The sequence below is a fragment of the Haloquadratum walsbyi C23 genome (assembly GCF_000237865.1).
GTDB lineage: Archaea > Halobacteriota > Halobacteria > Halobacteriales > Haloferacaceae > Haloquadratum > Haloquadratum walsbyi.
This window is the reverse complement of sequence record NC_017459.1, coordinates 1,634,331-1,649,715: the sequence shown is the minus strand read 5'-3', so window position 1 is coordinate 1,649,715 and position 15,385 is coordinate 1,634,331. Positions and strand designations below refer to the sequence as shown.

The window sequence follows — 15,385 nt, the reverse complement described above, 5'->3', positions numbered from 1 at the left end:
CACAACCAACTCCGGGAGTCCGAATACGATGGGGGGATAGGAATACCGGGGGCTGAGATGTGGCACTCCCAGCAGTCCCAGCAGTCCCACTCGACTCGCCACAGTCCGTGAACCCCACATGGATTCTCACCGTACCGGGGTTTGGTGGAGCTGCAAACCTGCAATCTCCACCATTCACGCTCACGCTCAGGATTCCTCCGCGTTTAGTAGTTCACAGAAGAAGTGGGTGCTTGAGTAGACATGCATCAGTCAGAATAGTTCTCTCGCATCGAATGAGTGAATCAGTTCACCCAGAAGTTTGTTGAATCACTATACGCGGAGGAGGATGTCAATCCCGCTATTGCGGCTACTTCGATAAGAACCCAATTCAGTAACTACTGCTCAGCGCAGGGAGAGCGTCACCCCGTTAATTAGTCGAGTCATCATTGGTGGTGAGTTCACTTGCAGCCATCGAGAGTTCTTCAGGCGTATTCACATTTCTGAATGTCCGCTGTGTTGTGTGTGTATCGATTGTTGATTTCGATATCGTAAGCACATCGAGATACTCAAATGGGGCAATAAGCTGTCGTGCATCATTATCGAGCGCACGGCGACATGCAGCATACATAGGATTCGTCGTGTATACTGCATGCGTCGGCTGATACCATTCATTTAGACGTGGCACAACAGCATCAGCGTATCCTTCGGTAATGCGCTCAAACAAATATTCAACAAAATCAGGGTCAATAAATGGCATATCACAACCAACGGCGATTGTATATGTTGCATCTGTTATCTCAAGTCCACGAGCTAATCCTGCCATTGGACCGCGATCTGGAGTCTGATCAATTGCGAATTGTAACTCAACATCACTCTTAGCTAGTGCTGCGGTAATCGAATCACGTTGTGACTGACGACAATTGATGACAATTTCATCAACGACCCCTGCGATTCGATCAACAACTCGTTTAATCAGTGGCGTCCCAGCAAGCGTCACGACTGCTTTGTCTCGATTTCCAAAGCGTGTCGATCGACCACCAGCAAGAACGACACCTCCACGCATACGGTGATAGTATAATCCAGGAGTAAAGAGCACATCGTTGCAAGATATTCAAACACTTGGCATTTCTCCCCCTGAGGGGCGAGGTTTTTCGCCTGCTCATCGGAATGATTTGTATGAACCCTTTTAATCGAGTCACACAGATTTGAGGAGAATCCCTGCGGCTTAGTAGTCCACAGAAGAAGTGGGTGCTTAACTAGACATGCATCGGTCAGAGTGGTTCTCTCGAATCGAATTAGTGAATTAGTTCACCCAGGAGTTTGTTAAATCACTAAGCCGCAGGATGAATCCGACACCTCGGAGTCAACTCACGTTCAACAGCTATCCCGAGATTATTAATCCATACATTGAATCGGCAGACAGTCAAAATCTGACATGGGAATCATAATGATTAGTGCAAGTCTTCATCGCCGTGATTATTGGTGTCGGTAATGTGAGCCGCTGAACCCGCGTCATTCGACACCGTCGGCGAAACTATTCGAACGAATCACTATCAGGCGAGAACAGAGTGATTCTGCCTCGTCCGACGATGGCGGCCTCCCCGCCACAAGCGATCAAACAGTAATCCGAACTAGTCAATAACCGACGAATCCTCACAGGATTCGCAGGATTCGACCGGAGTTGACTGGAACTGACCGTTGTAAGCAGACTCAAAGTAACTCCAAGTCCGTTGACGCCCACTCAACCCTCGTCGGGCACAAATAACCACGAAGGGTCGAACGGAGTCGAGGATAGCAGTACCGGGGACTTGGTACTCCCAATAGTCCCACCCGCTACAGACCGCAAGCAACATTACGGATTCTTACCGTTTGGGTGCTTAATGGGATAGCAATCTTGAAATCTCCATCACTCACGCTCAGGATTCCTTCGCATTAATAGTACTCCGTGAAACATTTCGAATCACAGGTCCTACACAATAGTATCAGCAGCTACTCTATGACAAGATTTTGGATTGAATTCCTCAATAAGCTTTCAGGAGCACCACACGCGGAGGAGGATGTCAATTGCAATGGACTCCATTTAGGTGGCGAATGTAAGATTAATAATAGTTATAGTACATCAAGTACGACAATCGAGAGATATAATTGTCCAGCGCCAGCGGTGACAAGGAGACCTGCTGCTATTTGTTCAATCCGCCCTGTATAATGCCCGAGTCTCTGCCAGGCAGTCAGACCAGACTCTGCAAGGAGTGTCACGCCAATAAGTGGAAGTGCAACCCCGGCAGCATAGGTGAAAAGGACGGCTGCCGCATTTGTCGGCGAGAGTGAAACTGCCTGCGTAACCACGCCAAGGAATAAGGGAATGACACATCCAGCGGCTGCAACCGCATAGACTGCACCAAAGATACCGAATCCAACTAATGAGTCCGGTCGACGCGTAAGTGGAATTGTTGTTGGCGTCCATTCAACCCATAACAATACTCCAAATATAATCAGTGCAACTCCAATAACCGGTTCGAATAGAGGTAATATTGTGGTGAGACGACGACCAATGATTGCTGTGAGCCCTGCGACAACTCCGAGCATCACAACTGCCCCACTCGCGGCTGTGACCCCTGAAAGCAATCCCGATGGTGTCTTGGGTTGATTAAAATAATAGCCAATATAGCCCGGCAGTAATGGAAATGCACAGGGTGCAAAAAATGTTGCAACCCCGGCACCTGCGGCAAATGCGAGTATACCAACAACTTTTGTCTTGAATCCAAAGAGTGCAATCTGCTCGATTATACTTAGAAATGATATACTCATTGTCTCCACAATTGAATAAAAGCCATGCAGATGGTTCGATACATTATGCATGTATACATACAACAGGACTCATGCGCTTGTGACAGATTGAATCATCAAAACGGCTGTATCGATAGGGTTGTAATTATACTCACTCGTTCTCGTTCTCATCCTCACTTTCAGATAAGACAGCATCTAGCTCACGTTGGAGCGTCGATGCTGATGTCATACCGGTATCTTCCCATCGTATTTCTCCTGTTGTATCAGTAATAGCAAGATATGGAAGTCCCTGTGCGCCAAGGATATTCATCAATTTGCTTTTGGGGTCAAGACCAACACTCCACCTTCCATCATGCTCATTCCACCACGATCTTATATCTGCACGGGTGAGCGTTCCACCAATCCGCTCGTTTGTGACCGAAATAAATCCGACCTGATCGTTATATTTGCTATAGACTGTTGAGAGTGCGTCCATCTGCGCCTGACATGGTGTGCACCATGTTGCGAATAAATCGATCACTGTCGGCATCCCCGCAGTTGGAACCCGTACTGTTCTCTCTGTAGACCCCTCAGCGCCTAATGTCGATAGCTGAATCGGAAATGTCGTCTTCGAATTAACTGCCTCACTGGATTCGCTCGTGGTGCCTGATTGTGTCTCAGTTGGATTCAGGGTCGGGATTCCACGCTGTAGTATCATCACACTTCCACCGGTAAGCACAATCCCACCAGTAGCTTTGAGAACCGCACGCCGCCTCATTGCTCTCGGAGTGGTTTGAGGTCGGTGATCATTTGGCTGATATCTGGCGCCTGTGTTCGATAGGCACGCTCAATATACCCATCAGCATTAATTAAATATGTGAGTGCAGAGTGAGCGAACATGTACATATCCATGTCATCTGGATGTGTTCGCTCGAAGGTAACCCCGAATTCCTCCTCAACGACAGCTTTTGCTCGTTCGGGCGATGCTGGGCGGAGGAACTGCCAATTGTCATTATCCACTGCAATATTCATCGTTTTGCTATATTCACGAAGTCGTGCGGCGTCATCACGCTGTGGGTCGAATGTCGTCGGAAGGAACGTTACTTGATCAGCATAGTCATTTTCAATTGCGTCTGCCTGGATGTTACGTACTGTTTGGATTAACACTGGACAGACAGTCTGACAGTGACTATAAAAGAATGTTACAATCGACGGTGTCTCAATATCTCTGATTGTTACCGTCTGAGACCCGATTGAACTAGGAAGTGTTACGTCTGGAACACGCTGCCCCCATGCTGGATATGGCAACTCTTCGCTTGTGTACTCACGCTCAGGTTCGGCGAGAATGACATTCGGATTACTATCACGAAAGCTCAGTGTTGACCCAAGACATCCAGCTGTTGCGAAAGCCCCTGCGCCGGCAATAACGTGAAGATAATTCCGCCTGTCCATATAGGCAATATTGTTCTATCAGAGCAATAAACATCCTGGTTGGCGTATTATCCAAATCTGAGGGCAAGACCCCCTCCTCAAGAAGTGAGTGAAACGAACGAGTAGCGAGGGGATACACCTGGCAGACTGGAATAACTAACATCTAAGCTATCAAATAAGTTATTATTTAACGTAGAACTAATTCAAACCAGCAGCGCAGACGGAAACACGATCCGTTCTTGTCGTTTCGCCACTGTTCAGACAGGTATGTTCAACCTCTCAAACAAAATGCTTGAGAAAGAGAGTTTAGAGCGGGCCATGGGCGCCCCACAACGAATAATTCTCTCTGCTTGTGAATCTGATTAGACCCTGAAGGAAACTTCGCTGGAAGCCCCGTCCTCACCGAAGCCGTCTCTGACGGCTGAGTAGGTCGAGGCCGTTCACTGCAGACCGATGTGATTCTAGATGCACCTTCTATAACCACAAATTGTTTACAATATAATGAATTCTACGCATAAACAAGGTGAGTGCCTCGAGGCTTTGATATGACCCCCGAAGTGATTCATCAAATAAATAAGTAAATAATAATATATTATTGCCAATAATGAATTATTTTATATGATTGTTATTTGAATGGTTATACTGGATGTACAGTCAAATATTGTATCCGACAGACGGGAGCGAGAACGCTGAGGCAGCATTCGATCATCTTGAGAGTATTGCACTCAATCATGATGCAACTGTGCATGTATTGTTCATCGTCGATCCCGGGCATGTTGGATCAGGTATGATCGCAGAGTTATCGCCAGATAATATCTCCGGGATGACCGGTGAATCATCGACAGGGAAACAATCAGGAATGCGTGGATCACCGGAGATTCCTGAGGAAACGCGTCGGTCACTCTTTGAGTACGGTGAGACAGTTGTTGATGATGTTGCAGACGATCTTGGTGAGGTTGGGACCCGAACGGAGGTTCAGGTCGGTGCTGATGTCTATCAGAAAATACTTGATTACGCTGATGATCATCATATTGACTTGATTACGATGGGGACACACGGGCGACGCGGTGTTGATCATTATCTCCTTGGAAGTGTTGCAGAAAAGGTCGTTCGTCTCTCAGATGCACCTGTCTTGACGATTCGTCATTCAGAATGATCTATGTCGATCATGAAATGAGTATGTATCATACTAATGACGTCTAATAGCCATGTACCTCACACACCCACAGTGTGAGTGAGACGCTGCGTATTTCTCAATGTGATATTTTTATATCGAAATGGAGGCGCTTGATATCTGTCGGTAGCTTGCCACAGTCAAAGTCAATGTCAGCTTTAGCTTATCTCTCGTATGGCACTTATTAGCAGTGACAGCTGATTGTGGCGATTACCCATTCCTAATCATCATGGAAATTTCCAGGAAAGTCTTTTTCGCCGACCTCAATTGGAACATCAAGCCAATTTTCCGCAGGGACAAGCGGGCACTCATATGCTGGATTGTACGCACATGTTGGATTATACGCACGATTCAGATCGAGTGTCCATGTCCCATCGTCATTGTGGTCTTCTGTTGGCTCAAGATCAATATATCGTCCTGCACCGTATGTTTCGGATCCACTTGTTGCATCGCGGAATGGAACCCATAGTCGATCACTGCCATCCGTTGGTTCATATGCCGCGATTGAGACTGGAGTCGTCTCAACTGTGATATCAAAGGTCCCAACGCGGCGGTATGTTTGCTCTCCATCAGCAGTTGTCTCGACGGTAATAGTTTCTGGGTCATCATCACGCGTGAGTGGAACGGTAAATCGATACTCTGGATCGATTGAATAATACGCTAAGCCAGGAAATGACTCGCCTCTAAACTCCGGGGGCACCGGTGACCGATCGCTACTACGAAAATATCGTTCTTTGTTCGTTCGACTCTCGTTTATCGCTGCTTGCCAGTCATCAGGTGTCGTGCTCATATGATATCTCTCTTGATTAATATTGTAGATTATATGCAATAACCCTTCTGTGGTCTCCCAGGTCAACCGCATTTGAGTGAGAAATAGAGTCTTATAATCATGAAAGTCATCAGCACAATGATTAGCATATCGTACTCAATATTATTCAGTTATAGCTAATACAGGCGCAATACCACGGTCTTCAGACCGGGGATTTCCGAACGGTCGCAACATGACGTATATATAACTGTCGGCGCACTGGCTCTGATCCTAGTGTAGCCGAGTGCCCGAAAGGTGGCGATTCAAAGGTGGCGATTCAAGTGTGAGTGTCCGCCCACACTGGAAGCAGGGTGTGCTCCACGTGGGAAACAAACAACCATCGGGCTATCGTCACCAATACAAGTAACTCCGAGTTTGGTGAACCCGAGTGCCGACCACCGCTCCTTTAGGGAAGCCAACACACGAACGCGTTTTCGGCTGAGGATAGGAGTACCGAAAGTAAGATGTGGTACTGCCAGTCCAAGAAGGCTATCCGTTATGTGGTTTCATACTGATTCGCACGGCGTGTGAGCTTGGCGGTCTATGAACCTGCACCTGAGACTCCCAACTCAGCGCAACGGTGTGGTGCCGTGGGATCCCTCCGCGTTCACGCGGAGGAAGATGTCAAGTCTTATTTTTCAGTTAAATCAGTCATCGGAGTTCCCATCAGGGCATAGGGATGATTCCGCAGAATACGTCCGACCACCATCTGCTATTGGTTCATCAAGACGTGTGATCTCAGCACTAAGCGTATCAAGATCAAATCGTGTTGTCGTGAGTCGAGAGATAACTATTGTAACACCGATTGAGGTGAGAAATGATCCGCCAAACGCGGTGAGATACAGTGGGTCAGCACTCGGAAGTGCTGGACCGACAAGCGGGATTGCAGTAATAAAGCCACGAAGGTCCGGAAAATACGCAAGTCCAACCGCAAGTCCAGAGAGACTCCCAGCGAGTGCACCAAAGCCAGTGAGTCGCTCACTGTAGAGCCCATATACAAGTGGGAATGCAAGGGCTGTCCCAAGAAGATCTGCAAGGAAAAACAATCGAAGCACACTCTGTGCTCGGACACTAACATAGATAGCCGCAAATGCAATACAAAGTGTAAAACCACGTGCGATCCATCGAAGTTGGCGATCAGTACTCCCCGGATATATCCGAGCAAGATCAACGGTGATGAGACTCGAAAGCGCATTAAATAGTGTATCGACAGAGCTCATCACAAGTGACAATGCAAGCAGTACCACAACAAGAATCACCCACTCTGGGACCGCTGTCTCGAGTAAGACAAAAAATGCTACATCAGCATTGTATGCTGCACTTGTGGGGTTGGTCACGATATCTGTATGTCCCGCTGCAACAACACCAAGAAATGCAGCGATAAAGACAATAAGACCATTCAGAACCGTCGCTCGGCGGAATGCAACTGCGATACTCTCACTGTCTGTTCCCGCATAGATTCGTTGCCACCATGTTTGATTAAGTAACTCCGCTCCAAGGATAGCAAACGCAAGTGCAAGCCCGAACTGGAACCCTGCTGCGGCTGTTGGATCAAGAAGTCCTGGATCAGCGGCTGTGATATTTCCGAGAACTGAACTTGGTCCACCAAGTGCAAACACCGTTGCTATGAATGCAACAGCTAACAATGGGATAACGACAACTGCCTGTACTGTATCAGTGAATATACTTGCCCGAAGTCCGCCATAGCCGGTATATAGTAATACAAAACCACCAACGAGTGTTGCTGTTTGCCACTGTGGAACATCAGCAACAAATGCAAGTGCCCCTGCAATCCCAGTCAACTCCGCCGCAACGAACACAAACATATACAGACCGCTGACACCGACGACAAACGCATACATTGCTGTTCCATAGCGTGCACGGGCATACTCAGTGAGTGAGTGTCCTGATGGAATCAACTCTCGAATTCGTGGACCTACCCGAGAATAAACATACATCGGTACAGCCTCGCCAACGGCATATCCAATAACTGCTGCGACACCAAACCCTGCTCCTGCTTCCGGTGCTGCGAACAGAATCCACACACCCATAACTGATGCAACAAGTGTTGCTGTTATCCGATTAGCTCCCGCTTGATTCCGTGCGGAAATGAGATCTTCAATTGATGTAACCCGACCCTGGCTATACCACATACCAGTAATTGTGAACCCAATAAGCGTCATCACGGTGAGTCCAAGTACAAGAGTTGTGCTCACCATGATATCCAGCCTCCAAATTTCGTCATATCCACCAATTGTCTCTTCATTAGTTTCATATTACCATTCGATAAGTCTCTCAAATACATTGCTAGATTGTCCACTCCTCACGTCGCCATGCAGCATCCCAGAATCGATATTCATACTGTGCTGAGGTCTCGAATATATGACGATACCGCTCAATATCCGTCTCACTTGCTCCAGCGGTCATCTCATCAGTAAGAGTGAGACACCACTCTGTGAGTTCGTTAAACTCCTCGCCAGTGTACATCTCAATCCACGCCGCATATCGTTCATCTGCGGGGAGTCCGTCAGCAGCAAGCTGTGTGGCTACATCATTGAATCCCCACATACAGGGTAATAATGCTACAACGAGGTCTGTGAACGAACCAAGTGCCGCAGTTCGAAGGAGAAAATCAGTGTATCCTTGTGTGGTCGGCGACAGTGATGTTGTTTCAAGTTCACTCTCAGTGATTCCAAACTCTGCTGCATATGACCGATGAAGATCCATCTCTTCGGTGAGTGTTGCAGTAAGTAACTGCGTAAATGTCTTCATGCGGTCAAACGTTGGCGCTTTTGCCGCGCCAAGCGCAAAGAGTCTGCTGTATTCAATGAGATATTGATAATCCTGTCGGACCCAGTATTTAAACGGCTCCGCTTGAAGCGTCCCATCGCCAATACCAGCAACCATCGGATGTTCAACAATTGCTGTCCAAATCTCATTTGCTCGGGGGCGTATCTCATCTGTGAATGCCATGCACTCACCCCATGTCAACGAAACGTTATAGTTATTATGCACTTATACAACTAACTAATACTCAATAATCATAGATATGAGTGTGTTGACGCACACATATTTCCCGTGTATGTTATACGACATCTCAGCGGTGTTTGAGTTCGACCGCCTCTCAAATATAATATACTGAAGACGCTCAATTCAATGCAACGATCATTCAACACTATATTTATGATTGCACTCGTTAAGACCAGTGATGACATCAACACCGTCACCAGAACTGCATCATATTGGAATTACTGTCGACGCGCTTGAGGTAATAGTCGATTTTTATACTGAAACGCTCAATATCGACGTTCTTACCCGATTCAGTGTTGATGGTGAGGAATTTGCGACTGCCGTTGATGTTCCAGATGCGCATGCTGAGTTCGTTCATCTTGATATTGGTAACGGTCGTCTTGAACTCGTTTCATATACGCCATCAGAGACACAACAAACGTCGACCGAACTGAATGCTTCTGGAACAACGCATATCGGAGTTACCGTTTCGGATATTGATGAGATGTATGCGTCGCTTCCGGGCAATGTCGAAACGGTTAGTCCTCCTCAGACAACCGATACGGGAACACGAGTCTGTTTTCTTCGCGATCCCGAATCAAATCTTGTCGAGTTACTTTCAATCTAACTTAGTTGGATAGTTTATTTCACGCAAAAAGTCAATCAAAATATAACCCAATCCTGTGTGATAGTATTCAATATATTATATATCATAATTCATAGATAACTGCTGGATTATTGCTGGAAAGAGATGAGAATCAACGGTTGATACAATATACATGATTCACCGTTTTTATGCATCTCATGCTGTTTGCGGGCAATTACCATAGTCATAGTATCAATCATAATTACGTGGTATTTCACCCTCATCATTCGTGATAGATATTGTATATAAAAGCATGAATGAGTACTGACAAACCCTCATACGGAGAAAAGACCTATCTAAAGATAGATGGTTCAAAACACCTCAGAAAAACAGAAACGTACCGTCGAAGATGAACGCGAATTCTACTTACCAGGTGTTGCTGTATCAGCGGCAATTGATCGACTTGAGTCAGCCATTGGATCCCGTCTTGGTGCTCGACAGCCAATCCGACTTCCAGTGAATAAAGAGCGTCTGACTCAAGCAGTTGAGCAACGCCGCGCCGACTGAGTATATTACTCAGCGATTATATGGTAACCTCTTTGTTGACTGCAAAATACTCCCAATAAGATGATTGCTCTATCTGCTTTCTCCTCATAGAACTCTCATATTGCGTTTTTATTTGTTTTGCTCCGTTCTAGTTCACTCAGCCATAAGAGTACCGGATACACTCCGGTGCGATGATCAATCATCTGAATCAGAACTACTTCAACCACCTGAGACGCGTGATAACAGCTATTGGATAATCAGTCAGGGTTCAATGACAGCACGAAAGCGTGCTTCATTCTCAATCATCTGACTGTAAGCTGTCGTCACCTCATCGAGTGAGTATGTCTCAACTTCAGGGGTAATCGAGCGAAGAGCACTGAATTCAAGTGTATCCTGTGAGTCGCGTGCATCCCCAGACGCCCATCCCTCGACGCTACTTCGCGCTCCGACAAGATCCTGTCCGCTGGCTTCGATTGGTTCACCTGGAATCCCAACAACAACAACAGACCCATCGGCTCCAAGCCCACTAACGACACTGCTAATTGCATCACTCGCAGGAGCAGTTGCAAGAATAACTGAGGCGCCACCAAGTTCAGTGAGCCGTTCTGCTGGATCAACCGCGGTTGCATCAATAAAATGATCAGCACCGAGATCCTTCGCAAGTGACTCTTTGTCTGCGCTTCGTGAAAGTGCGACCGTCTCAAACCCTGCTGCGTGCGCATATTGAATACCAAGGTGACCAAGCCCACCAATTCCTTGTACAGCAACAAGATCGCCTGGGCGGGCGTCGGTATGTCTAAGGGCGTTATATGTCGTCACGCCGGCACAGAGTAGTGGGGCTGCCTCAACAGCATTTAATTCCTCAGGGACCGCAGCCACTGCCTCGGCGGGAACAGTCGTATATTCAGCATATCCTCCGTCATATGTCAATCCCGTTACTTTGGCATCAACACATTGCTGGAAGTCACCACGCCGGCATGGATCACAGTCGAAACAGTGACCACCATGCCATCCAACACCAACGCGGTCATCAATCTCCCACATATTCACATCTGCTCCGACAGCGTCAATCCGTCCTGCGACTTCATGACCTGGAACTCGTGGGTACTTGACCCCCGGATAGGTTCCCTCTTTGACAAACACATCACTGTGACAGATGCCACACGCCTCAACAGCAATACGAACTTCCTCCGAGTCAGGCTCTGGGACCGGACGCTCAACAAGATCAAATTCTGCTCCCGGCTCGGAGACAACAGCCGCTTGCATTTTCTCAGACATATTATCCATATGCGATGGCGAGATATGACAAGGTGTCGATGTTGATATTGATGATACCCTTCACACGCAAGTCTGTTCAGCTATCGACAATTGCGTCTGCAACAAGAGTTGTAACCCGTGAGTGTACCTCGTCCGGCAGTTCGACGAGCGGTGCTCTCACACTTGCCGAATCAATGACTCCGCGATGTGTGAGCCCCACTTTTGTGACTGGTGCGAATCCATACTCTAAACAAAGGTCGAACAGCGGTGCGAGTGTTGATTGCTCACTCTCGAATGCAGTCTGTGTTTCGCCATTGAACGCCTTCTCTCGAATCGTACAAAATCGCCCTGGAAGCACATTTGAGAGTGCATTGATCCCGCCGGCTGTTCCGGCATGAACGCCACTCACATAATGCCGGTCGTATCCCTCAAAAACGCGAAATGAGGAGTCAGTTCTCGAAAGTATGTCAAGAAGATAATCAAAATCACCACTCGAATCTTTCAATCCAATCACTGTATCAGTCTCTGCTAGTGTGGCAACTGTTTCAGGGTCGATTTGCTGTCCGGTACATGCGGGGATATTATACAGTATGATCGAAAGGGGACTCTCTGCAACAACAGACTCAAAAAATTGTTGTACACCTGTTGATCCTGGTCCTGTGTGAAAATACGGCGGTGTGAGGAGTGCAGCATCAGCGCCCGTTTGAGCGGCAAATTCGATATTTGACCGCACGGATGGGATGTCTGTCGCAGCAACACCAGCAATCACAGGTGTTGTCTCACCAGCCACATCGACTGCTGTCTCAATGACTGCGCGATATTCCATTGGTGTGAGACTCGCGAATTCACCGGTCGTACCACATGGGACGATTCCATCAATTCCAGCGTCGCTCACAAACTCAATCACAGAGCGCAATCCAGCGTGATCAACATCATCATCGCTAATGAATGGCGTTACAACCGGACACATTACATTTACATTGCGAGAATGAATTCCAGAGGTTCCAGACATTATCCTACACTGTGTGAGCAGTAGTATTGTTCTGTCGGCAGACACGATGATGTGGTGCTGACAGATAAGCAAATGACGCACTGATCACAGAGTGATCATAAAACAGTCATTGGATGTGATTCAATATTAATCATATCGATTTTACTTTCTTAGCGGGCTGTAAGAGAAGCCCCCACCCTCAAGAAAGCGGCGTCAGCCGCTGAGTAGGCAGGGGTAGTTCACTTGAAGTATACAACATATGTTTTATTTACAGTCTAAAAATAATTAATATCTCACTCCAACTCACGCTTAATTTCACGCAATTGATCAGAGACATCGTCAGTGTCTGAGTTTGTTGTAGATTGTTGGACATCCTCAGTTTCAAGCATCAATTCTAACCGCCGTTCAAATTCAGCCTCATCAATTTCTCCATTCGCGTATCGCTGTCGAAGCGTGGTGAGAGGATCCTCATCACGTGTCGTTTCATCTGCCGAGGATTTATCATCGCTTGATTCGACGAGGGGGAAATCCGCACCAAGTAGTCCAATCAATGGTAACAAAATAAAGAATCCAAGAATGAATGTGACCGACACAATAGTGCCCAATCCGAGGACCGCGAACAACGAGGACAGACCGAATGAGAGAATGGCGATGAGTCCAGCCAATCGTCTTTTACTAAAGGTGGGGAGGGACTGATCCATACTCTTTGTCATGTGTGCGAAATAAAAAAATACCCTCAGTCACAGTCCCTTTGAGAATCATGTAATTTCCTCATGCGTCTGAACCGCGAAACTTTCTTATAGTGCCTCTATGATCCGGGAGTGTCTAAAAATCAGGCATCTACATCTGGATTCTGGTCAATAATACTACTGGAACGGACGATGGCCGACATCGACATCGATATTCACATCGACGAGGAGGTACGGATACCACTCGCCGGGAGGTAAGCCAACGACTCCTCCATACTCGCTCACTTCGTGTTGCTCGTTCGTTCCTTGAGGAAAGGGACTCCATCACAAAGATGTTGAAACAGTATTTGAAACACCAGCGCGGTGAACGCGAATCTTCGAGAGGGTTACTATAGCTGTCGGTCGAGCAACCCGGGTAAATTACTCTCGTTCGCTAATCCGGTTTTCCTCGTCCAACAGTAGCACTGTGGGCTCTGGTTGTTCGTCCTTGACATAGAGGCCATAGGAGATGACGATGATTACGTCTCCCGTCTCCGCCAGCCTGGCGGCGGCCCCGTTGAGCTCCATCTGACGGGATTCACCCTCGATGGTGTACGTTTCAAAGCGTTCACCGTTAGTCACGTTGACTACTTGCACCTGTTCGCCGACAGCGATGTCGGCCTCCGAGAGAAGCGCCGCGTCGATGGAGATGCTCCCCTCATAATCCTTCTCGGTGCCTGTCACACGGGCCCGATGGAGCTTTGATTTCAATAGCCAGCGTCGCATATGACATAGAGTCAGCGAGGGTATGCAGAAAGTATTGCGTATTTACAATGTTGCCGTAAAATCTCTCTGAAGGTAGTTGTGATCGAGTGTAAGTAATGAATTGGGTCCACGCCGTCCGCGAAAACAAACGCACAACGACCGCACAGCGAACGACTGGACTCGCCGGGATTTGAACCTCTGTCGCTCACATAGTTCGCTCCATAACCGCAACTTTGCCACCTTCCTGTACCTACTCCCGGAGCCAAATCATTATTCCCATGACCCGAATCCACGGACTTGAACCACTGACTCCACAAGAAGGCGTTCAAATGTACTTGCAAAGCCGGGAATCAGAACTTTCCCAATCAACTATCTACGAACACACCTGTCGCCTCAACCGTTTTCTCGAATGGACTGACCTTCCCGACGTTGAACTTGAAAACCTCAACGATCTCGACAGCAGAATGTGCCGCGAATATCTTGCCCACCGACAAGAAAACGTTGCCCCAACCACGCTTGAAAACTCAATGAGAACATTCCGGTTGGCTGTCGAAGAATGGGAAGCAATTAACGCTGTTGTAAGCGGGCTTGCAAAAAAAGTCAAAGTTCCAACAGCAAATAAACGACAACAAGCTCGAAAAGTTGCCCTTCACTCTGAACACGCAACAGCTATCGAAAAGTACCTGAGCAAATACGAGTATGCTTCGTTGCGACACGCTTTGTTTACCTTGATGTGGAAAACCGGCGCTCGCACTGGTGGTATTCGGGCACTCGATCTCAGAGACTTCTATCCTGACGAGTACGAACGACCTGTGATTAAATTCAAAAATCGTCCACAGACAGGAACACCGTTGAAAAATAACCGTTGGGGAGAACGGGAAGTGCCTGTTTCCGGGAATGTTGGTGAGCTTCTTTCTGATTATATTGAGGAAACTCGACCCAGTGTTGTTGATGATGAAAATAGAAAGCCGCTTGTTGCAACCAAAAACGGGCGACCACAAAAATCGACGATTCAAAGAAATATATATAGAATTACTGAGCCGTGTTATATTGGTATGGAGTGTCCGATAGATAAAGACCCGGAGAAATGTGATTGGACGAGTTACAATCACGCTTCAAAGTGCCCGGATTCGGTTTCACCTCATAGTGTTCGGGCGGGGTTTGTGACTTATATGCGTAATAAGGGGGCTGATTTTGATACGATTGGGGATAGGGTGGATGCAACGACGGAGGTGTTGAAGAAGCATTATGATACGCCAACTGAGGAAGACCGACGAGATCGACAAATGGAGTGGGCTGATAAGTTGTAGTATTGGCTGAGAACGACGGGAAGGGCGCAGCCAGTATCTCGATAAGTAGCGTTACCACTGTTCGTTCTAAAAGTATCAACGACAAAAGGAGGGCG

General features: G+C 47.4%; 15 protein-coding genes. 4 read left to right on the top strand and 11 right to left on the bottom strand.

What is annotated here, in order from left to right:
* Positions 1 to 406: 406 nt before the first annotated feature.
* The 4 genes from mobA to HQRW_RS07285 form a co-directional block, all read right to left on the bottom strand.
* Positions 407 to 1,042, bottom strand: a complete 636-nt coding sequence (gene mobA, locus HQRW_RS07300) for a molybdenum cofactor guanylyltransferase (RefSeq protein ID WP_014556086.1) — start codon at positions 1,040 to 1,042, stop codon at positions 407 to 409.
* A gap of 1,046 nt (positions 1,043 to 2,088) precedes the next feature.
* Positions 2,089 to 2,787 (bottom strand): cytochrome c biogenesis CcdA family protein, encoded by a 699-nt coding sequence (locus HQRW_RS07295; protein ID WP_014556085.1) that lies wholly within the window; start codon positions 2,785 to 2,787, stop codon positions 2,089 to 2,091.
* Positions 2,788 to 2,917: 130 nt separating this feature from the next.
* A complete protein-coding gene (locus HQRW_RS07290) occupies positions 2,918 to 3,523 on the bottom strand; it encodes a TlpA family protein disulfide reductase (protein WP_014556084.1) in 606 nt (201 codons plus the stop codon).
* Positions 3,520 to 4,197: an SCO family protein gene (locus tag HQRW_RS07285; protein ID WP_014556083.1), complete on the bottom strand. Its 678-nt coding sequence runs from the start codon at positions 4,195 to 4,197 to the stop codon at positions 3,520 to 3,522. Before HQRW_RS07285 ends, HQRW_RS07290 begins: the two co-directional genes overlap by 4 nt.
* Positions 4,198 to 4,822: 625 nt before the next feature.
* On the opposite strand from HQRW_RS07285, the gene HQRW_RS07280 reads away from it, so the two are divergent.
* Positions 4,823 to 5,332: a universal stress protein gene (locus tag HQRW_RS07280; protein ID WP_011571616.1), complete on the top strand. Its 510-nt coding sequence runs from the start codon at positions 4,823 to 4,825 to the stop codon at positions 5,330 to 5,332.
* A gap of 238 nt (positions 5,333 to 5,570) precedes the next feature.
* Here the strand turns inward: HQRW_RS07280 and HQRW_RS07275 are convergent, their stop codons facing one another.
* From HQRW_RS07275 to tenA, 3 genes are all read right to left on the bottom strand, one after another.
* Positions 5,571 to 6,140, bottom strand: coding sequence for a DUF1684 domain-containing protein (locus HQRW_RS07275; protein ID WP_014556082.1), 570 nt, complete (start codon positions 6,138 to 6,140; stop codon positions 5,571 to 5,573).
* A 665-nt stretch (positions 6,141 to 6,805) separates the two neighbouring features.
* On the bottom strand, positions 6,806 to 8,377 hold the full coding sequence (locus HQRW_RS07270; RefSeq protein WP_014556081.1) for a sodium:solute symporter family transporter: 1,572 nt from the start codon (positions 8,375 to 8,377) through the stop codon (positions 6,806 to 6,808).
* Between the two features lie 88 nt (positions 8,378 to 8,465).
* Positions 8,466 to 9,131, bottom strand: coding sequence for a thiaminase II (tenA, locus tag HQRW_RS07265; RefSeq protein ID WP_014556080.1), 666 nt, complete (start codon positions 9,129 to 9,131; stop codon positions 8,466 to 8,468).
* 235 nt (positions 9,132 to 9,366) lie between these two features.
* Here tenA and HQRW_RS07260 point away from each other — a divergent pair, with 235 nt between their 5' ends.
* On the top strand, positions 9,367 to 9,795 hold the full coding sequence (locus HQRW_RS07260; protein WP_014556079.1) for a VOC family protein: 429 nt from the start codon (positions 9,367 to 9,369) through the stop codon (positions 9,793 to 9,795).
* A gap of 324 nt (positions 9,796 to 10,119) precedes the next feature.
* Complete coding sequence (locus HQRW_RS07255) at positions 10,120 to 10,320, top strand: hypothetical protein (RefSeq protein WP_048066767.1); 201 nt, start codon at positions 10,120 to 10,122, stop codon at positions 10,318 to 10,320.
* Between the two features lie 240 nt (positions 10,321 to 10,560).
* On the opposite strand, the gene HQRW_RS07250 is transcribed toward HQRW_RS07255, so the two are convergent.
* The 4 genes from HQRW_RS07250 to panD form a co-directional block, all read right to left on the bottom strand.
* Complete coding sequence (locus tag HQRW_RS07250; protein ID WP_014556078.1) at positions 10,561 to 11,565, bottom strand: alcohol dehydrogenase; 1,005 nt, start codon at positions 11,563 to 11,565, stop codon at positions 10,561 to 10,563.
* 88 nt (positions 11,566 to 11,653) lie between these two features.
* Positions 11,654 to 12,568, bottom strand: coding sequence for a dihydrodipicolinate synthase family protein (locus tag HQRW_RS07245; RefSeq protein ID WP_014556077.1), 915 nt, complete (start codon positions 12,566 to 12,568; stop codon positions 11,654 to 11,656).
* A gap of 272 nt (positions 12,569 to 12,840) precedes the next feature.
* Positions 12,841 to 13,260 (bottom strand): SHOCT domain-containing protein, encoded by a 420-nt coding sequence (locus tag HQRW_RS07240; RefSeq protein WP_014556076.1) that lies wholly within the window; start codon positions 13,258 to 13,260, stop codon positions 12,841 to 12,843.
* A 396-nt stretch (positions 13,261 to 13,656) separates the two neighbouring features.
* Positions 13,657 to 14,001 carry an aspartate 1-decarboxylase gene (gene panD / locus HQRW_RS07235; protein WP_011571608.1) on the bottom strand — a complete coding sequence of 115 codons (345 nt, stop codon included), beginning with the start codon at positions 13,999 to 14,001 and terminating at the stop codon, positions 13,657 to 13,659.
* 257 nt (positions 14,002 to 14,258) lie between these two features.
* Here panD and HQRW_RS07230 point away from each other — a divergent pair, with 257 nt between their 5' ends.
* A complete protein-coding gene (locus HQRW_RS07230) occupies positions 14,259 to 15,290 on the top strand; it encodes a tyrosine-type recombinase/integrase (RefSeq protein ID WP_014556075.1) in 1,032 nt (343 codons plus the stop codon).
* Positions 15,291 to 15,385: the final 95 nt, after the last annotated feature.